At 68.4% G+C, this 20,012-nt stretch carries 15 protein-coding genes; 6 read left to right on the top strand and 9 right to left on the bottom strand.

Annotation, left to right across the window (positions count from 1 at the left end; translation table 11 throughout):
- Positions 1-164: 164 nt before the first annotated feature.
- Positions 165-602, bottom strand: a complete 438-nt coding sequence (locus tag AOK08_RS29665) for a MarR family winged helix-turn-helix transcriptional regulator (RefSeq protein WP_055531761.1) — start codon at positions 600-602, stop codon at positions 165-167.
- 148 nt (positions 603-750) lie between these two features.
- Here AOK08_RS29665 and AOK08_RS29660 point away from each other — a divergent pair, with 148 nt between their 5' ends.
- Positions 751-939, top strand: a complete 189-nt coding sequence (locus tag AOK08_RS29660; protein WP_055531759.1) for a hypothetical protein — start codon at positions 751-753, stop codon at positions 937-939.
- Positions 940-970: 31 nt separating this feature from the next.
- On the opposite strand, the gene AOK08_RS29655 is transcribed toward AOK08_RS29660, so the two are convergent.
- On the bottom strand, positions 971-2,392 hold the full coding sequence (locus tag AOK08_RS29655) for an NCS2 family permease (protein WP_055531757.1): 1,422 nt from the start codon (positions 2,390-2,392) through the stop codon (positions 971-973).
- A 171-nt stretch (positions 2,393-2,563) separates the two neighbouring features.
- Between AOK08_RS29655 and AOK08_RS29650 the strand changes: the two genes are divergently transcribed.
- Together AOK08_RS29650 and AOK08_RS29645 are read left to right on the top strand one after the other, a co-directional pair.
- Positions 2,564-2,848, top strand: coding sequence for a DUF2530 domain-containing protein (locus AOK08_RS29650; protein WP_055531754.1), 285 nt, complete (start codon positions 2,564-2,566; stop codon positions 2,846-2,848).
- A 108-nt stretch (positions 2,849-2,956) separates the two neighbouring features.
- Positions 2,957-5,404, top strand: coding sequence for an HAD-IC family P-type ATPase (locus tag AOK08_RS29645; RefSeq protein ID WP_055531752.1), 2,448 nt, complete (start codon positions 2,957-2,959; stop codon positions 5,402-5,404).
- 11 nt (positions 5,405-5,415) lie between these two features.
- Here the strand turns inward: AOK08_RS29645 and AOK08_RS29640 are convergent, their stop codons facing one another.
- The 4 genes from AOK08_RS29640 to AOK08_RS43785 form a co-directional block, all read right to left on the bottom strand.
- Positions 5,416-6,342, bottom strand: a complete 927-nt coding sequence (locus AOK08_RS29640; RefSeq protein WP_055531750.1) for a hypothetical protein — start codon at positions 6,340-6,342, stop codon at positions 5,416-5,418.
- 254 nt (positions 6,343-6,596) lie between these two features.
- A complete protein-coding gene (locus AOK08_RS29635) occupies positions 6,597-7,436 on the bottom strand; it encodes a hypothetical protein (protein WP_055531748.1) in 840 nt (279 codons plus the stop codon).
- 36 nt (positions 7,437-7,472) lie between these two features.
- Positions 7,473-9,071, bottom strand: coding sequence for an FG-GAP-like repeat-containing protein (locus tag AOK08_RS29630; protein WP_055531747.1), 1,599 nt, complete (start codon positions 9,069-9,071; stop codon positions 7,473-7,475).
- Positions 9,072-9,219: 148 nt separating this feature from the next.
- Positions 9,220-9,726: a hypothetical protein gene (locus tag AOK08_RS43785; protein WP_063794156.1), complete on the bottom strand. Its 507-nt coding sequence runs from the start codon at positions 9,724-9,726 to the stop codon at positions 9,220-9,222.
- Positions 9,727-10,263: 537 nt separating this feature from the next.
- Between AOK08_RS43785 and AOK08_RS29620 the strand changes: the two genes are divergently transcribed.
- Together AOK08_RS29620 and AOK08_RS29615 are read left to right on the top strand one after the other, a co-directional pair.
- Positions 10,264-14,241 carry a polymorphic toxin-type HINT domain-containing protein gene (locus AOK08_RS29620; RefSeq protein ID WP_157876858.1) on the top strand — a complete coding sequence of 1,326 codons (3,978 nt, stop codon included), beginning with the start codon at positions 10,264-10,266 and terminating at the stop codon, positions 14,239-14,241.
- Positions 14,242-14,247: 6 nt separating this feature from the next.
- Complete coding sequence (locus AOK08_RS29615; protein ID WP_055531745.1) at positions 14,248-14,538, top strand: barstar family protein; 291 nt, start codon at positions 14,248-14,250, stop codon at positions 14,536-14,538.
- A gap of 93 nt (positions 14,539-14,631) precedes the next feature.
- Here the strand turns inward: AOK08_RS29615 and AOK08_RS29610 are convergent, their stop codons facing one another.
- The 3 genes from AOK08_RS29610 to AOK08_RS48515 all read right to left on the bottom strand — a co-directional run bounded on the left by AOK08_RS29610 (position 14,632) and on the right by AOK08_RS48515 (position 19,143).
- Positions 14,632-15,426, bottom strand: a complete 795-nt coding sequence (locus tag AOK08_RS29610) for a hypothetical protein (RefSeq protein ID WP_055531744.1) — start codon at positions 15,424-15,426, stop codon at positions 14,632-14,634.
- A gap of 238 nt (positions 15,427-15,664) precedes the next feature.
- Positions 15,665-18,850: a sacsin N-terminal ATP-binding-like domain-containing protein gene (locus AOK08_RS29605; RefSeq protein WP_055531743.1), complete on the bottom strand. Its 3,186-nt coding sequence runs from the start codon at positions 18,848-18,850 to the stop codon at positions 15,665-15,667.
- An 86-nt stretch (positions 18,851-18,936) separates the two neighbouring features.
- Complete coding sequence (locus tag AOK08_RS48515) at positions 18,937-19,143, bottom strand: DUF397 domain-containing protein (RefSeq protein ID WP_277816047.1); 207 nt, start codon at positions 19,141-19,143, stop codon at positions 18,937-18,939.
- A 527-nt stretch (positions 19,144-19,670) separates the two neighbouring features.
- Here AOK08_RS48515 and AOK08_RS29600 point away from each other — a divergent pair.
- Positions 19,671-20,012: hypothetical protein (locus AOK08_RS29600; RefSeq protein WP_198539427.1), on the top strand; the 342-nt coding region annotated here is incomplete at its 3' end.

Raw genomic sequence — 20,012 nt, 5'->3', positions numbered from 1 at the left:
ATCTGGGAGTCGTGGGGGGTCTGGGAGTCGTGGGTGGCTGGTGCGGGGGCGGAGTCTGCTCCGGTTCCCGAACTCAAAGGGGATCGCCTCCTTGCGGTGACTGCCTGGGCCTGCCTGGGCCGGCGTGGTCCTGCCCGGTCCGACGTGGTCCTGCCTGGTCCTGCCTACAGATGCGCGAGCTTCTCCAGTACGGGGGCGGCGGCGCGCAGTTTGGCCCACTCGTCCTCGTCGAGGTCCTCGACCAGACCGGCCAGCCAGGCGTTCCGTCTGCGGCGGCTCTCTTCGAGCATCGCCTCGGCCCGCTCGGTCTGTGTGACGACCTTCTGGCGCCGGTCCTCGGGATGCGGCTCCAGCCGGACCAGGCCCTTGCCCTCCAGCAAAGCGACGATACGAGTCATCGAGGGCGGCTGCACATGCTCCTTGCGGGCGAGCTCGCCCGGCGTGGCCGAGCCGCAGCGGGCAAGGGTGCCCAGCACCGACATCTCGGTGGGGCTCAGCGACTCGTCGACCCGCTGGTGCTTGAGTCGGCGCGACAGGCGCATCACGGCGGAGCGAAGTGAGTTCACGGCGGCAGCGTCGTCGCCATGGGTTAGGTCCGGCATGTTCTTTAGCGTAACTCATTACTCTGACTAAAGAACACTCATGACACACCAAATGCCCGTGACAAGGACCACTGAACCTCCACATCACCCGTACGAGTGATTCAAAGGCAAAAAGCCCCCCATCGCCCCGCATAGGCCCGCGACCCTCATCTACATGGGGACCAGCGTGCTCAGCCTGCGGATAGACGGGGAGCTGCTCGACCGGCTCCGGGACCATGCGGCGAAAAGGGGGATGAGCGTGCAGGACTACGTGGTCCGCACGCTCGTCCGCGACGACTTCGACGAGCGGTTCCAGGCCGCCGTCGAGGAGACGGAGAAGTTCTACGGGGTGCCGTAGGGCACCCCGCAGAACAGATGAAACACGGGGATCAGGTCAGTCCCAGCGCCGGCATCAGGTAGTAGAACCCGAAGACGGCGGCGACGACGTACATGGCGACCGGGATCTCACGCCCGCGCCCGGCCGCCAGCCGCAGCACCACGAAGGTGATGAAGCCCATGCCGATGCCGTTGGTGATCGAATAGGTGAACGGCATCATCACCATGGTCACGAAGGCCGGGATCGCGATCGTGTGATCGGCCCAGTCGATCTCCTTGACGGACCCGGCCATGATCAGGAAGCCCACGGCGAGCAGGGCCGGGGTGGCGGCCTGGGACGGCACCATCGTGGCGACCGGGGTGAGGAACAGCGCGACGCCGAACAGGGCCCCCGTGACGACGTTCGCGAACCCGGTCCGCGCGCCCTCGCCGACACCGGCGGTGGACTCGACGAAGCAGGTCGTGGCGGAGGAGGAACTGGCGCCACCGGCGGCGACGGCGATGCCGTCCACGAAGAGCACCTTGTTGATGCCGGGCATGTTGCCCTGGGCGTCGGTCAGCTTGGCCTCGTCGCCGATCCCCATGATCGTGCCCATCGCGTCGAAGAAGCACGAGAGCAGGACGGTGAAGACGAAGAGGGTCCCGGTCAGCACGCCGACCTTGTCGAACCCGCCGAAGAGACTGAACTTGCCGATGAGCCCGAAGTCGGGGCTGGCGACCGGGTTGCCGGGCCACTTCGGCGTGGTGAGCCCCCAGGAGGGCACAGTGGCGACCGCGTTGATGACGACGGCCAGTACGGTCATGGCGACGATCGAGATCAGGATCGCGCCGGGCACCTTGCGGGTGATGAGCGCGAGGGTGAGCAGGGTGCCCAGGACGAAGACGAGCACCGGCCAGCCGTTGAGGTGACCGTCGCCGCCGAGCTGGAGCGGCACGGTGGTGTGCGCGGCGTCCGGGATCCGGGTCACGAACCCGGAGTCGACGAGCCCGATCAGCATGATGAACAGCCCGATACCGATCGCGATGCCCTTGCGCAGCCCGAGCGGCACGGCGTTCATGACCCGCTCACGAAGCCCCGTGGCGACGAGCAGCATGACAATGAAACCCGCGAGTACGACCATCCCCATGGCGTCCGGCCAGGACATGCGCGGCGCGAGCTGGAGCGCGACGACGGTGTTGACCCCGAGTCCGGCCGCGAGCGCGATGGGCACGTTGCCGATGACGCCCATGAGCAGCGTGGTGAACGCGGCGGTCAGGGCGGTGGCGGTGACGAGCTGGCCGTTGCCGAGGTGATGGCCGTACATGTCCTTGGCGCTGCCGAGGATGATCGGGTTCAGCACGATGATGTAAGCCATCGCGAAGAAGGTGGCGAAACCGCCGCGGATCTCCCGGGACAGGGTGCTGCCCCGCTCCGTGATCCGGAAATGGCGGTCGAGAACGCCGGGGGCAGCCTTGGCAGGGGCCGAGGGGGACATGCGTGACCTCAGAGGATTCGTTCTATGGGGGTTGCGCTGGAGCTTCACCGAAGCTCCAGCGGAGCTTCATTGGAGCTTCATACGAACGAAAAGAGTCAGACCCAAATCGTTTCGGTATGAACATACATGGGCGTGCGGGGCACCCACCGAGCGGCCTCGTAAGCTGTGCGCATGGCGAAGTGGACACCGAAGCACGAGGCGCCGGAGCCCCTGGAGGGCCCCGTCGTCGCCACCATCACGGGCGGCACGATCCTCTGGTTCGTCCTCTTCCTGGCCCAGCTCCCCTTCTACGGCTGGTACGCGGACCACCACCACGAGTGGTGGGTCTGGACGTGCCTGGCGGGCGCGGGTCTGGGCCTGATCGGCATCTGGTACGTCCGGGGGCGAGACGCGGCAATCAAGGGGGCCGATTCAGCCCGTCCGGCGCTTGAGGACAAGGCCCCTTCAGGGCCGTAGGGGGCCTCCCCACTCCTCACCGTCACCCCCACCCCGTCCTCCTCCTCAGGTCGGATCTTTGCCCCACTCACCGGGTGAAGCCATAAATCCGCACGTAACGTCGAACACATGACGGACACCGGCGCCGGCGCCGAACTCGATCCTGTGCACCCCGTCCCCCTCCCCGGCACCAAACCGGGCAGGGCCTCCGGCTCAGGCGCACCCGGCGCGGGCGAGGGCGCCCGCGCCCGGGGCCTCACCGCCACCGAGGTGGCCGATCGCGTCACCCGCGGCGAGGTCAACGACGTCCCGGTCCGCAGCAGCCGCACCGTCGCCGAGATCGTCCGAGCCAACGTCTTCACCAGGTTCAACGCGATCATCGGCGTCCTCTGGCTGATCATGATGTTCGTGGCGCCGTTCCAGGACAGCCTGTTCGGATACGTCATCCTCGCCAACACCGGCATCGGCATCGTCCAGGAGTGGCGGGCGAAGAAGACCCTTGACTCCCTCGCCGTGATCGGCGAAGCCAGGCCCACGGTCCGCCGCGACGGCGTGGCCACCGAGGTGAGCACCTCCGGGATCGTCCTCGGCGACCTCATCGAGATCGGCCCCGGCGACCGGGTGGTCGTGGACGGCGAGTGCGTCGAGGCGGACGGACTCGAAATCGACGAGTCGCTGCTCACCGGCGAGGCGGACCCCGTCGTCAAACAGCCCGGCGACGAGGTCATGTCGGGCAGTTTCGTCGTCGCGGGCGGCGGCGCGTTCACGGCCACGAAGGTCGGCCGCGAGGCGTACGCGGCGCAGCTCGCCGAAGAGGCCTCCCGTTTCAGCCTCGTCCACTCGGAACTCCGTACCGGGATCTCGACGATCCTCAAGTACGTGACCTGGATGATGATCCCGGCCGCGATCGGCCTGGTCATCACCCAACTGGTCGTCAAGAACAGCGACTTGAAGGACTCGATCGCCCGCACGGTGGGCGGGATCGTGCCCATGGTCCCCGAGGGCCTCGTCCTCCTGACCTCGGTCGCCTTCGCGATCGGGGTCGTCCGGCTCGGCCGGCAGCAGTGCCTCGTACAGGAGCTGCCCGCGATAGAGGGCCTCGCGCGGGTCGACACGGTCTGCCTGGACAAGACGGGCACCCTGACCGAGGGCGGCATGGACGTGACCGAGGTGCGCCCCCTCAACGGCACCGACGAGACGTACGTACGACGGGCCCTGGGCGCGCTCGGCGAGTCCGATCCGCGCCCGAACGCCTCCCTCAAGGCCATCATCGACGCCTACCCGGACAGCGAGGAGTGGCGCTGCACGGAATCGCTCCCCTTTTCCTCGGCCCGCAAGTACAGCGGCGCGTCGTTCAGCGAGGGCAACGGCGAGACGAGCACCTGGCTGCTGGGCGCCCCGGACGTACTCCTCTCCCCCCAGGATCCGGCCCTGACGGAGACGGACCGCCTGAACCAGGCCGGCCTGCGCGTCCTGCTCCTCACCCGCGCCACCCGCGAACTCGACCACCCGGAGGTGGCCACCGGCACCACCCCCACCGCCCTGGTGGTCCTGGAACAACGCCTGCGCCCCGATGCCGCCGACACCCTCCGCTACTTCGCCGAGCAGCAGGTCGACGCGAAGGTCATCTCGGGCGACAACGCGGTGTCGGTGGGCGCGGTGGCGGACAAACTGGGCCTGACAGGCGCGACGCTGGACGCCCGCGAACTCCCCACCGGGACAACGGAATTGGCAAGAGCGCTGGACGAGGGCACGGTCTTCGGCCGGGTCACCCCGCAGCAGAAGCGGGAGATGGTGGGCGCGTTGCAGTCACGCGGACACACGGTGGCGATGACGGGCGACGGCGTGAACGACGTACTGGCCCTGAAGGACGCCGACATCGGCGTGGCGATGGGTTCGGGCTCGGAGGCGACACGGGCCGTGGCCCAGATCGTGCTCCTCAACAACAGCTTCGCGACACTGCCGTCGGTGGTGGCGGAGGGCCGCAGGGTCATCGGCAACATCACGCGAGTGGCGACCCTGTTCCTGGTGAAAACGGTCTACTCAGTGCTGCTGGCCGTCCTGGTGGTCTGCTGGCAGGTCGAATACCCCTTCCTGCCCCGCCACTTGACCCTGCTCTCCACCCTGACGATCGGCATCCCGGCCTTCTTCCTGGCCCTGGCCCCCAACAGAGAACGCGCGAAACCCCACTTCGTACGGCAGGTGATGCGCTACTCGATCCCGGGCGGCGTACTGGCAGGCCTGGCGACGTTCGTCACCTACCTGACGGCCCGTCACTACTACACGGGAAAGGGCGCGTTGGACGCGGAGACAAGCGCGGCGACGCTAACGCTCTTCCTGATCTCCATGTGGGTACTGGCGATCATCGCCCGCCCCTACAACTGGTGGCGGATCGCCCTGGTCGCGTCGATGGGCGCGGGTTTCCTGCTGGTGCTGATCATCCCTTCCCTCCAGCAGTTCTTCGCGCTGAAGCTGGTGGGGGTGACGATGCCGTGGATCGCGGTGGGCGTCGCGGCGGTGGCGGCGGCCACCCTGGAGATCCTGTGGAGATGGGTGGACCGCCGCTTCCCGGCGTAGCGGAGGAGCTACTACTTCACGTCGACGAAGTCGGCGGCGGCGCTCGCGCCCACGGTGGTCGCGGTACCCGCGAAGACGTACCGGAAGAAGCCGTCGGCGGTCGCCTTGACGGTGGTCTTCAGGGCACCCGTGGCCGACGTCTTGATGGTCTTGACGACGGTGTAGGCGCTGGTGCCGTTCTTACGGAACTGCAGCTGCACCGGCTGGTTGGCGTACCCGGTGTAGTTGGGCCCGTCCCAGTTGGCGCGGGTCAGCTTGCCGGTGACCGTGATGGTCCCACCCTTGACGACGGGCTCCGGCGCGGCGTCGACCGTCAGCTTGGAGATGCGGCGCACGGTGGTGGTGCCGAGGTCGCCCTGCTGGGCGACGCCGATCTTGGACGGGTCGAAGTCCTCACCCAAGGGGTCCTGACCGTTGAACGCGACGGCCGCACCACCCGCCGTCCAGCGCGCGCCGGCGTCGTCGTTGGTCAGGTCGCCCTCGCCGGGGTAGATGTCGAGGTTGGCCTTGCAGTTGGCGGTCGTCGTCGACGTGACGGTGCAGGTGCCGGGGTTCTCGGAGCTGATCCCGAACGAGTCGATGTCACCGTCCCTGTAGAGGAAGGGGACGGTCAGGAAGTCGGAGGCCTTGATGTTGACCTCGACGCCGTGGGTCAGCGTGTAGGTGACCGGCACGACAAGGTGCCCGCCGGCGCCGACGTTGATCGACTTGGTGACCTTGAAGTTGGAGAAGGTGACGTTCAGCTTGTACGGCTGGGCGGCGGCGACCGGCGAGGTGACGAACGCGCTCTTGCCTCCGTTGCCCAGGATCTTCGCGACGGCCGCACGGTAGGCGGAGGCGCTGCCGGACGCGTGGACATCGGCCTGCGCGGCCGGCACGGCGAGAGCGGAAAGGGCCAGGGCGCCGGAGACGGCGGCCACAGTGGCACGTATACGCATGCGTGTTCCCCACATGGAGAATGGGCCCGGCGGCGATCGTCCGCATCGATGCGTACTCATCCCGGGACCCGGATGATCGTGGAGCCTGTTGGCCCCCATGATCAGATTCATAACGGGAGTGGTTGGTTGTGCGGAAGAGATGTAATTTTGCACACCTCTTACGCACACCCTCGCGACTGCCGACGCTTACGCACCCTTCGCCCAACAAACTGACTATTCGCTGACCTTCAACCCATAAAGTCCAAATCCGGCGTCTACTTCACGTCGATGAAGTCGGGAGCGGCACTGCCGGCGCCGGTGGTCGCGGTCCCCGCAAAGACGTACCGGAAGAACCCGTCGGCGGTCGCCTTGACGGTGGTCTTCAAATCACCCCTGGTCGACGTCCTGACGGTCTTGACGACGGTGTAGGTACTGCTGCCGTTCTTACGGAACTGGAGCTGCACCGGCTGGTTGGCGTACCCGGTGTAGTTGGCGCCGTTCCAGTTGGCGCGGGTCAGCTTGCCGGTGACCGTGATGGTCCTGCCCTTGACGACGGGCTCGGGGGTCGCGTCGACCGAGAGCTTCGCGGCACGCAGGAGGCTGGGACCGGCGATGAGGTCCTTCTCGGCGCGCCCGACCTTCGTGGCGTCGAAATCGTCACTGCCGGGATCCTGACCGTTCAGGGCCTCGGCGTACGCGAACGCCTTCCATTTCCCGGCGCTCTCGCTGAACAGGTCCCGGGCCGGGTGGATCACGATGGACTGGACGCAGTTGGCGACGGTCGCCGACGCGGCCGTGCAGTGGGCCCAGTCGTCCCCGAACAACCCGGAGTCGGAGTCGGCGTACGAGGCGCCGTAGTACAGCTCGACGTCGGTGAAGAAGTCCTCGGCGGTGATGTCGACGTCGGCGCCATGGGTCAGCGTGTAGCTGACCGGCACGGTCAGCGCACCGGTGATGCCCGCCACGATCGGCTTCCCCTTGTTGACCTTGACGTTGGAGAAGGATGCGTTCAGGGGGTACGGCTTGCCGGTGCCGTCGGCGTACGCGGCCGGAACAGCGAGGGCCGAGAGAACGAGGGCGCCGGAAGCGGCGGCCACGGTGGCACGTATGCGCATATATTTCCAAAACGTTGGTCATCGCGTCCGGCGGTCCTACACGGCTGGCCACATGCTACGACTCGCCGCCAGTCCACCCTTGCCGTCGCCGGCGAAGAAGCGCAGATCGCCCGCAGCACGCACAGCAACGATGTCTGCCTTGCCGTCGCCGTTGAAGTCGCCGCCCAGGACGGGGCGTTCACTCGTCCACGTCTTGTCGGGCCACATGGAGCGAGGCTGGTCGAAGGAACCGTCGGCCCTGCCCGGGTAGAGATGCAGTGCGCCATCGGCGGCGACGGCCGCGATGTCATCCCGGCCATCCCCATTGAAGTCTGCTGTGGCGATGTGCTTCTTCTTCCACGTCTTGTCGGGCCACATCACCTTCTTCTGGTTGACGAGCTTGCCGCCGGCATCCCTCTTGTACGTGTACAGCGAGCCGTCGGGCCACTGGTACAGCACGGTGTCACGGCCGGTGGAACCGGTCCGCAGCCGAGCGGCGGGCAGACCGTTCTTCCAGGTGGCGTCCGTCCACAGCCTGTCGGACTCCCAGAAGTTCAGCATGACGGGGCCGCCCCACAGGGCTTGTCGCTTCACCAAGGACAGCGTGCCGTCGTCCCTCACGCCGACCATCTCGATGCCCTTGGCCTCGTCGAAGTCACCAGCGACGAGCTGCTGGCCGGAGAGCCGGCCGGCGCCGTTCAGCCGATCGCCGAATTCGAGGGTGCCGTCCGGTCTGCCGTGGAAGACCTCGACGTTGTCGTCCTTCAGACGAACCGCGATGTCCGTACGGCCGTCGCCGTTGAAGTCGGCCGCCGTCATCACATCGGTAATGTGCGCCTTCCGGGACGTCAGCCGAACCTGCTGCACCCAGCCCGCGACATCGTCGACACGGGTCGCGAGGGCACCGGTGCGGGTCTCGTCGGAGTTGAAGCAGCCGCCGTCCCAGGCAGCGGTGACCACACCGACCACCTTGTCGCCGCGCAACACCGGAGCGCCGGCATCGCCCTTGCAGAGGGCAGCCCCATCGGCGCCTGCGGGCGATATGGCGAGAGTGGAGGGATTCACGGTGTTCACTTCGAAGGCGCCGGTGTGCGCTCGCCCTGGAACCCACTCGTCCTTCGTACGCCCGAAACCGACGGCCCTCACCTGGTCGCCCTGGGCAGACGGGACGCCTCCGGCACCAGCGGGGGTGATGTCCGGGAACGGTCCGTCGAACGGCTCCTGAATCGTGGCCGCGTCACTGATGCGGGCCATGACCAGGTCCCGGTCCGGGTGCGGAACCAGTTCCAGGACTTTCTGCTTGGCGATCTGGGCGGCCGTGGGACGGTCACCGCCGAGAGTTACGACGGTGATGTCCACCGGCGCCCCCTTGGTGATCTTGAAGCCCTGCTGGGGGTCGGCCGCGAAGCAACTGGCGGCGGTGAGCACCCAGTGCTGATCGACCGGCGTGCCGGAGCAACTCCGCTCCCTGTCGGTACCGGTCCCGATGTGCAGCTTGACGGCGAACTGGCCCTCAGCGTCACTGGCTTGGGCCCCTGTGACGGACTGGGCCGACGGGGCTACCAGCAGGCCGGTCGTGAGACCGGCGGCCAGGAACCCGGTGGTCCACACCGTGCGCGTTCCGACCGTGCGCGTCCTGCGCGGGTGGGCATTCATCACGTTTCCCTCGAATCACAAAGTTTTCTCTGCGCGCGCCGAAGAGCCTGCCGATCACACGCCTCACGTGGCGCACGGCCACGGGCCATCGCCCGGGCAATCCGCTGCCACACCCGCTCCCCGCACCGCACTGGCACCCGGCGGCGGATCAACCAGTCACTCGGAGTTCGACGAGCACCGACTTGGCACCCCCGGGGGCGGCTTCTCCGACGGACTCGGTCTCGCCCTTGGCCACGTCGACGGTCGTGGTCCTGCCGTTGGCCGTGAGGTCAGCGCTGATCGGGTGATCTGCGGCCTGCACCACGAAGACCCTGGGGAGTTCCAGGGTGAGATAACCGGCCTTGCCGAGGGCCTTGAAGCAGTACGCCCCCTCGCGACCCACGGAATCGTCAGCAACGGTCAGGACTCGAATCTGCTGGGCCGCCTGGTCACATTCGGCCAGCACGATACGCCCGTCGCCCTTCTTCAGCTTGATTCCCTTTTCGGCCAGGATTCGACCGGCGCCGGGGTAGTCGTAATTCTCGATCGCCGCAGGGGGAGTCGCAGATGTCGGCGGCTGAGGCGGATCGTCCGCTGACGCGATAGAGATTCCTGCCAGAGCGACAAGGATCCCCAAGGCTCCGGAAATGGCGAGACTTCGGGTACGGAAAGGCAACGAAAACCCCCTCGGGCACAGGTCTCCCAACGCAGGAGCCCTCGCCAAGATGCGATGGAACGGTGAATCCCCCAAGTGAGCGCAGAAGCGCGGCCTCTACAGGCATCACAACGACCCAGGGGAGAGAGGGGCCAGGTCAAGGCAGCCCTCTCGACGATCGTCCCACCCAAGGAGGCAAAGTGAACGTAAAGGCAGAGCATACCGTAACCATAGAGATGGCCATCGTCAACACCTTTCCTCCACGCATGGCACCGATAGGACCTACCTCACAACGAGCATCCCCACACCGGGAACACAAAACACCCAAAGCGACTATTTTGGCCACCCTGTCCCCTCCCATTCATTTGTCGGCCGAATATCTGACACCGTCGCCGAGACCGAGGAAGTTATGCTCTCTCCTCCAATATTCGGCGACATGCGTCTGGGGGCGTCACCGATGATCGAAACGGGTACTCAGTGAATCGAAGAACCGACCAGTTCAACGCCGCCGGTAAGGCGGCACGGTTGATACGCAGAACGACGTTGAGTTTGTTGCCGTTGGCTCTCAGCGCCGGCCTGCTGAGCTCCGCACCCTCAGTGGCCGCGGAGCTGCCTGCGGGGGCAGCGGCGTCCGTCGGCGCCTCGGAGGTGACCTCAGCCGACCGCAGCATGGTCGTCGACTACTGGCGAGACGGCGGCCCCATCGTCAGGGAGGCTGCGCAAGCCGCTCTCACCGGCAGCAACGCCGACGTGGCAGCCTTCCTCGCGAGCACGGACGACCTGGCCCTCCAGGACCGGCGCGTGGCCGCCGCCCGGGTCGCCTCGATGGGCGGTTCCGAGCTGATGACCGCAGCTCGCACCGCTCTGTTCGGAACCTCTGACGACCTGACCGACTTCCTGTACGACGGCTGGATGGCTCCGATGGAGCAGGACAACCGGGTCCGAGTCGCCCAGATCATGGGGGTGAGCGGCCCCAACGTCCAGGACGCCGGCCGCGCCGCCCTCAACGGCACCCCCGAAGACGTCCTGAAGTTCCTCCGCGAGGGTCAGTTCAAGCAGCGCGAGCAGGACGAGCGTGTCCAGGTGGCCCAGATCATGGGCACCGGCGGCACCAACATGCAACTCGCCGCGCGCCTCGCGCTTGGCGGCAGCGCCGCCGACATCCGGGAGTTCCTGGAGGTCGGCCAGTACGTCGCGCTCGCCAAGGACCAGGAGCACGCCACCGTCGCGCAGCTCGCCCAGCAGGCGAAGGAAGCCGGCAAGCTGGCCGCCAGGGAGACCACGGCGGCCAAGACGGAGTCCGCCAAGGCCGTGCAGGCCTCACAGTTCGCCAAGGAAGCCGCTCTGAAGGCCGCCACTGAAGCCGAGGCGGCCAAGGGCGACACCGCCAAGGCGGCGAGAGCCGCGGGGCGGGCCGCCACCGCGGCGACCCAGGCCGCCGCATCCGCCCAGACCGCGATCGAGGCCTCCCGCGCCGCGAACAGTTCGGCGCGGGTCGCCGCGAACGCCGCCTCCCAGGCCGCCGCGGCCGCGGCAGGTGCCGCCCAGGCCGCGTCCAAGGCCCGTAACGCCGCCGCCGACGCGGCGGTGGACGCGAGTGACGCGCATGCCGCGAACGTGGCCGCCCAGGCCGCACGTACCGCGGCCGCAGGCGCGACTCTCGCCGCCGACGCCGCCGATCAGGCGGCCGTCGCGGCGGACGAGGCCGGGAAGGCCGCCCATTCCGCCGCGAGTGCGGGTGCCAACGCACAACTCGCCGCCGACGCCGCAGTCGAGGCCAGTGGCTACGCGGGCCAGTCCAGTGACGCCGCCGCCGAAGCACGCGCCGCCGCCGCGACCGCCCGGCGCCATGCCGCCGAGGCCAATCGTGCCGCTGCCGCCGCCGAGGCCCTGGCGGTCAAGGCCGCCAGGGCGGCCCGCGAGGCAGGCGTGGCCGCCAGGTCGGCCGCCACACACGCGAACAACGCGGCCACCTTCGCCGAGGAGGCGGCCAAGGACGCGGGCAACTCCGCGAAGGCCGCAGGCCGTTCCACGAGTCACGCCAAGGCGGCCACCGACGCCGCGAACGCGGCAACCGCCGCTGTGGCCAAGGCCCAGGACATCTACAGGATCGCCCGCGAGGTGGAGGCCGAGGAACTGCTCGGCCGTACCAACGAGGGGATCGAGCGCGCCCGGGACGACCAGGCGAAAGCCAACGCCCGTACAGCCGGAGAGGCCGCGCTGGAGCAGGCGGCCAAGGACCGGGAGACCGAGCGGAACCGGCTGGTCTCCGAGGCGGCGAAGCCCGGAGCCGACCTGTCCGCCGTCGCCGCCTCGGGCCGCAAGCTGGCCGTCCTGGTGATGCAGAACGGCACCGCCTGGGCACGGGCCGCCGCCGAGGACGCTCTCGCCGGCACCGACGACGACGTGATCGACTACCTGCGCAACGGCTGGGCGACCGCCAAAGAGGGCGACGACCGCGCCTACGTCGAGCGCCTGGCAGAGGAGAGCGAGACCGAGGAGGTACGGAACGCCGCCGAGGCCGCTCTCGACGGCAACGCCGCCACCGTCACCGAGTTCATCGACAACGGGCAGTACAAGGTCGCCGCGCAGAGCATGCGCGTCGCCATCGCCCGAGTGATCGGCGATGCCGGTCCCGTCCTCAAGGAGTCGGGCGTCGCCGCCCTCAACTCGGACGACCCCAAGAAGTTCAGCAAATTCCTGACCAGGACTCAGTTCACCGCGCGGACGCAGGACGAGCGGGTCCGTGCCGCGCAGTTGTTCGGCACCGGCGACCCGGAGGTGAAGTCGGCGGCCCGGATCGCTCTGGAGGGCTCCCCGCAGTCGCTGCACACCTTCATCGTCTCCGGCCAGTACCAGGCCCAGCGCAAGGACTATCTGGCCGCCACCCACGTGGCCCAGATCCAGAAGATGATCTCGGACGCGGCGAAGGTCGCGGCCACCGCTCAGCAGAACGCCGCGACCGCCCAGAAGGTGGCCGCGACCGCCCGCAAGGCGGCCGCCGAGGCCACCGAGTGGGCGAAGAAGGCAAGCGACTCCTCGGCCAAGGCCAAGGCGTACGCCGACGAGGCGGCCAAGCACGCCAAAGCCGCCGAGGCTTCCGCGGCAAGTGCCGCCACATCCGCGAAGACCGCCCGGGACGCGGCCAACAGCGCGAACGTGGCTGCCTCCGACGCCGCGAGGTCGGCGGCCGACGCCACGCTCTCCTCGGAGATGGCTCAGGTCAGCGCGTCGACCGCCTGGCGCTACGCCGACGAGGCGAAGCAATCGGCCATCGACGCGAACAAGGACGCCGAGGAGGCACGCAAGGCAGCCACCGAGGCGTTCACCATCGCGGTCAAGAAGGAGCGGGAAGAAGCCGAAGCCCGGCGCAAGGCCGCCGTCGCGGCCAAGGAGAAGGCGAAGAACGACCCGGGGGCCCGCGCCCGCCAGATGTACCGCTGCCAGCAGGGCTTCGTGCCGTGCGACCCTCCGGGCTTTGCCCGCTGGTGCCAGCACAACGAGACCTACTGCGACATCCTGGCCTACAGCGATGAGCTCGCCGCCGCGGTGGATGCACTCTGGAACGTCGAGAAGGAAATCCTCGGCCTGAGCGAGCTCGAAGCCTGCATGCAGGAAAAGGACTTCGAACACTGCAGCGGCCTCGCGGTGGACGCCCTCATTGGTGCCAAGCTCAGGCTCCTGGATAAGGCCTACGACAAACTGAAGCTGCTGAGGCGCATCTGCACCAAGTGCTTCCCGCCCGGCACCAAGGTGCTCATGGGAGACGGTTCCAGGAAGAACATCGAGGATGTCCAGTCTGGTGCCCTCGTGTTGGCCACCGACCCGGTTTCCGGGCGGACAGCCGTCAGCCGGGTGACTCGCCAGATCGTCACTGCGGGCGACAAAAGATTCAACGAGCTCACAATCGCCACCCGTAGCGGACCCGAGAAACTCACCGCGACCCACGAGCACCCGTTCTGGAGCCCGTCACAGCAGAACTGGATCGAAGCTGGTGAGCTGACGCCTGGAACGACCCTCCTAAGCAGCGACAAGTCCACGGTCCGAGTTCAGGAGAACCGCTCCTACGTCCAGCGGCAGACCACTTACAACCTCAGCATCGCGGACATCCACACGTACTATGTACTGGCGGGCGAGACTCCGGTTCTTGTGCATAACTCCACATGCACTCGATTCGGTGGGATTCTTGGAGTTGCGGAGGCAGCAAACCCGCTGATGGAGAGTCTCCGGGCGACGGGAAAGCTGCCCGGTAACTATGTGACCAAAGCACAGGCCGCTGCTGCCGGCTGGGAACCCGGAAAAGCACTGGGGAATAGGATACCCGGCGCCCAGATCGGCGGAGATGTATTCGAAAACGCCGACGGCCTTCTGCCGCATTTTCCAGGGCGCACATGGAGCGAGGCGGACGTGGGGCTCAACAACATGATGAAACGGTCGAAGCAGCCGGGGACTCGGTTGGTTTATTCGAATGACGGGCTCGCCTACGTGACCAACGACCACTACAAGAGCTTTTACGCGCTTCCTAACTGGAAATGAGGTCTCATGAGAGTTGAAATCGACGGTGCGACAATTAACTCCGAGAGAGACCTGCACGAGTTCTTGTCGCTCGCTCTAGATTTTGGCCCCTATTATGGGGCCAATCTGAGCGCCCTGTGGGATCGACTGTCGACAGATGTGGAGCGGCCAGTCGAAATCGTCTGGAAGGCATCAGAGCTCAGCAGGACAGCTCTGGGAGACCAGGAATTTGAAAGCATTCGCGATCTCCTCCTCCGTGTGCAGTCGCAGGATCAATCCTTCGGATGGTCCAGCCGTTTCACGGTGACTTTCGAATAAAGCAATGTGGGCCGGTGCCGCCCTGGCTGGGCGGCACCGGCCCTCGTTCGTCATTCGTCGTTCGTCGTACGAGCCCTGCGGCCCGTACTCCGCCTACTTCACGTCGACGAAGTCACCAGCCGCCGTGACAGCCGCCGTCGTCGCCGAGCCCGCGAACGCGTAGCGGTAGGTGCCGTCGACCGTTGCCTTGACCGTGGTCTTCAGGGCGCCGGCGGAGCCCGTCTTGATCGTCTTGAGGGTGGTGAAGGTGGTGGTGCCCTTCTTCTGGAACTGGAGCGCCACGGGGGCGTTGGCCAGGCCCTCGTACTTGCGGGTCTTCCAGTTGGCGCGGGTCAGGGTGCCCTTGACCGTGATGGTCGCGCCCGCCGCGACCGACCCCGGGGTGGCGTCGGTGATGGTCAGCTTCGAGTCGAACTTGATCTGGGTGGTGCCGAGGCCACTCTGGGTCTTGATCCCGCCCCTGTCCGTGACGGCGATGGCGGCCACGTTCCACTTGCGCGCGTCGGTGTTGAGAAGCCTGCCTTCGCCGCTGGTGTGCAGGTCGATGAAGGCCTTGCAGGTCGCCACGGTCGGCGAGGTCGCCGTGCACGTACCCGGCTCGTCACCGCTGAGGCGGACCTTCTCGATGTTGAAGGTGCCGAAGTAGAGGCCCGGACCGGTGGCGAGCTTGTCCGGGCCGATGTCCAGACCCCTGGCGTGCTTGAACGTGTACGTCACCGGGACATGGGTGGTCCCCGAGGCGCGGGCGACGATCGGCTTGCCGTTGTTGACCGTCACCTTGGTGAAGGTGACGTCGGGCGCCGACGGAGCGGCCTGCGCGGCGGGCACGGCGAAGGCGGACAGGGCCAGGGCGCCGGTGACGGCGACCACAGTGGCACGTATGCGCATGTGTTTCCCCACGTGGAGAGGGGCCCGGTGGTGCGCGTCCGTACGGAGTCCATCCGCACGGACGCGCAGTCGCACCCGGGTCCCAAGCGATTGGGAGTCTCTTGACTCGCTCGCCCACTCAGATCCGTGACGGGTGGGAATGGATGTACGGAAGTTGCGGAATGTGGTGTGGAACACAGAGATCCACACGGGGATCCGTGCTGGTGCCCGTGCAGGGATCCCCGTGTGGACCTTCCTCTCAGTCGAACCAGCGGTCCCGTGCCAGTTCCGTCGTCCTGGACGGGTCCTCCATCAGGGCCGCCACCTCGAACCGTCGTGGCCACTGGCCCGCCGCCCAGGCGAGGCCCGCCGCCACGCCCTCCAGGGTCGCCGCGTGCACCACCCCGTCCCTGGTGCGCCGCCAGTCCAGTTCCACTCCGTCGACCACCAGTTCATCGTGTTCCACGTACGTGGCCGGCGTCGCAGGGCCCAGCAGCACCCGTACCGAATCCGGTACGTCGTGCTCCGTGCCCTCCGACGTCACCTCGCCCGTGACCGACTCGCTCAGCCTCCGCACCTGGAACAGTTCCGCCAACTCGGCGGCCCTCGCCGGGCGTACGGGGAGCAGCGGCACCCCCGCCGTGAAGGGCAGCAGGTCGGGTGAGTCGACCACCACGGCGTCCGCCGCGTCCACCACTTCCACGTGGCCGTCGACCACGGCCCGCAAGTCGTCGGGCAGCGTGACCTGTTCGGGGTCGAGGTCGGCCAGCGCCCCGTAGAGGGCGTGCAGTTGGGCGCCGCTCACCTCACGGTCGGGGTCGGCGAGGCGGTCCAGGAGTTCGGCCGCGCCGCCCGGTTCGTCGAGGAGGGCTGCCACCGACGTCCGTACGCCCAGCGCCCGCAGCACCTGCTCGTCGTCGAACCCGGTGGCGTCCGCCTCCTCGTACAGCCCGCGCAACAACGGGTCGCCGCCCGCCGCCAGGAGACCGGCGGGCCTGCGCCCGTCCAGCACCGGGTTTCCGCGCAGCCACCAAGCCGTGTACGGGCGTACGAGCTCGTGCGTGCCGTCGGGCAGCAGGACGCGTACCGGCTGGACGATCGCGTCCCGCAGGGGCGGCTTGGCCAGGAGGGCGAGGGCCTCGGGCCAGTGGTCGTCGTCGACGAGGTCCAGGTCGCGGACGGCGACCAGTTCCGTTGCTACGGGAGGTACCGGCGAGTCGGGGAAGCGGTCGAGGATGTCCTCGCTCCACACGTCCACGGCGTCGAGCAGGCCCGGGTCGTCGGGCTCGGCGAAGTCGCTGTCGCGGGGGTCGAGTTCGTCCGGGTCGAGGACCACGTCCGTGGCGCGGACCAGGGCGAAGTTGGCCAGGACTCCGCACGCCGCCAGCGGCTGTTCGCCCCACCTGTCCGCCAACTCAGCGTCCACCGAGGACAGTTCGCCCTCCCGGATCACCTGGGCGAACGGGCTGCCGGGCAGGACCAGTTCACCGGCGGGGGCGAGCTCGCCGTCCTCGTCGGGGAGGGCGAGGGCGCCGAGCCAGGGCTCGTCGCCCGGTTCGAGGCCCGCGTCCCGGACCAGGGCGAGGACCGTGTCCGCCAACTCCTCGGCGTCCGGGGCGTCTTCGTCGTCCCAGGAGAGGGCAGCAGCGTCCTCGTCCAGGGAGGCGGCGACCGCGGCGCGTACCTGGGGGGTGGTGAGGATCGCGCGCGGGGTGGCCGGGAGGGCGCCGAGCTTCTCCAGGAGGGGGTGCGCGGCGTCCGGGTGGGCGACCTTCAGGCCGAGGCGGGCCAGCGTTTCCGGGGCCGCTGTCTGCACATCACCGCCTGCGGGCAGCAGGACCTGGCGGGGGCCGATGGTCGTACGGCCGTCGGCGAGCGGCACGGGCAGGCCGGTCAGCCGGTCGGGGTCGACGCCGGCCAGGCTGTCGTACAGCCGGTGCCACCACTCGGGCGCCTTCTCCAGGCCCGCGAGCCGGTCGACGGCGTCGGTCAGGGGAACCCGGGCGACGCCCAACGTCCGTAGTTCCACCCGGCGTTCGAGCCCGGCGGGCAGCAGCGTGGGCAGCACCTCGGCGAGCACGCGGACCGTGTCGGCCCCGGCGCCCTCGACGACCTCGGCGTCCCGGGGACGCAGGGCGGAGGGCAGTTCGTCGTCGTCGCCCGGGTCAAGTGCGGGCGGCAGGAAGGCGGTTCGCGGGAGGCGTTCGAGGATCGCCTGGCGGAGTTGGCCGTCCAGCTCGCTCTTGCCCAGCGGACCAGGGACGAGCGCGATGATGCCCTCGCCCACCGGGTGCCAGTCGGCGAGGAGTCCGGCGTAGGCGTCGGCGGCGCGCTGCACCAGGAAGTCGGTGAGCGGGCCCGGCGCCGCATGCCGGCGGGCGGTGTCCAGCGGAAGGGAGGCGATGAGCAGCGCCGGTACGCCCAGCGGCTCGTCGCTCGGTGTGGGCGCGTGCACGACGGGGCTGGTCCGGGGCGGTACGGGAGCCCCGTCCGCGTCGACGGGCACGGCCCAGGTGACCGACCAGTGCGGGCGCAGCCGCTCCTCGACGGGACGCCCGGCCAGCAGCGCGGCGTCCAGGGGCCCGTGCGCGGAGGCGGTGCGCCAACGGCTCGTACGGCTCGTACCGTCGTGGGAGTCCTCCACGAGGGTCAGGGCGCCGTCGGTACGGCGGCCGATCGTGCGTGTCCGCTCCCCCACCTCGATGACGACCTCTTCCAGCCCGGGAAGGGTCAGAAGCAGCGCGTCGTCCACGCCGGTCAGGAGCCGTTCGGCGAGGTCCTCGGCGGCGGTGTCGCGGAGCGGGAGGATGACGGCCGTGTCGTACGGGGCCGGGGCGGTGCCCTCGGCTGCGAACGGCAGCCGGAGCAGAGGCACATGGCCGTCGCGGCGCCGGACCTCGTCACCGAGACCGGGGCTGTGCCGGGCGGTGTCGGCGGCCAGTTCGCGGGCCTCGGCGAGCGACCACCGCACACCCCCGTGCCGCCCGACGACGGCGGGCTCGTCGCTCACCGCGAGCACGGCGGCGAACCCGACCCCGAACCGTCCGACCGCAGCGGCGGCGGCCGTCCCCTTGCCGGGCTGGAAGTCCTGCGCGTCCTGGGCACCCTGGACCTCGCGCTTCGCGGAGGCGCGCAGGGTGGAGAGCGACTCGACGCCGGTGGCGTCCAGCGGGGCGCCGGTGTTGGCGGCTACGAGGACGCCCTCGCGGAGGGTGAGCCGGAGTCTGCCCGGCACCTTGGCCCGCGCCGCGGCGTCGGCGGCGTTCTGGGCGAGCTCGACGACGAGCCGGTCCCGGTACCCGCCGAGGACGAGATCCTCCTCGGCGTTGGCGTCCTCACGGAACCGGGCGGGGCTGGTGGCCCACGCGTCCAGAACACCACGGCGCAGACGGGCCGTACCGAAAGGATCCGCGCCCTCAGCTGCCGGTCGCACGAACTTGCTCACGTACGTTCACTCTCCTCGTCGGCGTGAGCAAGAAGGTACCGCGCGCCGCAGGGCGCGCCCGCCACCCGCCGGTGAGGACTGAGGGATCAGGGAGAGGGGAACACTCCGGTCTTCATCGTCCTCAGGAATGGGGTCCACGCGCTCGACACGAACACGAGGCGGGGGCCTGCGAGGTTCTTGCTGTCGCGTATGGGCACGATGCCCGGGAAGCCGTCGGCTCGGCTGTCTCGACGCGCTGCACCGCGTCTTGAAGTGTCCGACGCGAACGACGAGCAGCCGAGACCGAGGCACACCACGGCCGACGACGAGTCGGGCCGAGGCCTCGCCCTTGTGGAGGCCCTGGCCTACGCGTGGGGCACCGAACCCGCGCGACAGGGTCGGCAAGGTCGTACGGGCGCTCCTGGAGTGACGTCCCACCGCACGCCTGGAAAGCGCACCCTGCTACACCACCAAGACCGGCCCGTCGCCGGCCGACATGGTCGCCAAGCTCCGACGGGTGATCATCGCCGCCTGATTTATGCCCACCCGCCCAGGTCAGCCCACCGAGCAGGAAATCCGTACTGCTCAGCAGGCATGGGCCGTCAGCACCAACAACGCGGCGTGAGTCAAACACCGAAAGTCGAGTGACCACCAAGACCGCAAAAATCACGATCTACGGCTGCCGTGCGGAGTTCATGTCCAGCGCCTTGCCAGGCCCCCGAATTGCTCAGATCATGACAAGCGCCTTCCGTGGTCGCGGTAGGTCGGCGCAGTGCGTCCGCACTCCTGGCGACGCATGCTTCCTTCCAAAGAATGGAAAAGAATGCGCATAGCCTTACGAATGGCTGGTCTCGTAGCGATGGCCATGGCGTTTGTCGGCCTGATCCCACCGTCCGGAGCCCTCGCGGAGACACCGGCCTCCGCCGGCCAGGCCGCCCCACAGGCCGAGTGGGCCTGGTCGGACCAGAGCACACCGCCCGGCAGCACGGTGACCTCCGACATCGGCACCATCACTGTCAAGGATTCGCCCAGTTCCGCCCAGCGGCCCTACGTCTTCGTCCGCGGCAACGACGGCCACCTGTGGGTGAACTGGTGGAGCGGGAGCAAGTGGACCTGGTCGGACCAGAGCACACCGCCCAACGTTTCCGTGGCCTCCGGCATCGGCGCCATCACCGTCATGGAC

The organism is Streptomyces graminilatus (assembly GCF_001418565.1).
Taxonomy (GTDB): Bacteria; Actinomycetota; Actinomycetes; order Streptomycetales; family Streptomycetaceae; genus Streptomyces; species Streptomyces graminilatus.
The sequence above is the reverse complement of the archived record's forward strand: the minus strand, read 5'-3'. Positions and strand labels throughout refer to the sequence as shown.

What these genes read in the sequence shown, in the direction of transcription:
- AOK08_RS29615 (WP_055531745.1), top strand. Translation starts at nt 14,248, where the DNA reads ATGAGAGTTGAAATCGACGGTGCGACAATTAACTCCGAGAGAGACCTG.
- AOK08_RS29610 (WP_055531744.1), bottom strand. Translation starts at nt 15,426, where the DNA reads ATGCGCATACGTGCCACTGTGGTCGCCGTCACCGGCGCCCTGGCCCTG.
- AOK08_RS29635 (WP_055531748.1), bottom strand. Translation starts at nt 7,436, where the DNA reads ATGCGCATACGTGCCACCGTGGCCGCCGCTTCCGGCGCCCTCGTTCTC.
- AOK08_RS29645 (WP_055531752.1), top strand. Translation starts at nt 2,957, where the DNA reads ATGACGGACACCGGCGCCGGCGCCGAACTCGATCCTGTGCACCCCGTC.
- AOK08_RS29640 (WP_055531750.1), bottom strand. Translation starts at nt 6,342, where the DNA reads ATGCGTATACGTGCCACTGTGGCCGCCGTCTCCGGCGCCCTGGCCCTT.
- AOK08_RS29650 (WP_055531754.1), top strand. Translation starts at nt 2,564, where the DNA reads ATGGCGAAGTGGACACCGAAGCACGAGGCGCCGGAGCCCCTGGAGGGC.
- AOK08_RS29630 (WP_055531747.1), bottom strand. Translation starts at nt 9,071, where the DNA reads ATGAATGCCCACCCGCGCAGGACGCGCACGGTCGGAACGCGCACGGTG.
- AOK08_RS29655 (WP_055531757.1), bottom strand. Translation starts at nt 2,392, where the DNA reads ATGTCCCCCTCGGCCCCTGCCAAGGCTGCCCCCGGCGTTCTCGACCGC.
- AOK08_RS29665 (WP_055531761.1), bottom strand. Translation starts at nt 602, where the DNA reads ATGCCGGACCTAACCCATGGCGACGACGCTGCCGCCGTGAACTCACTT.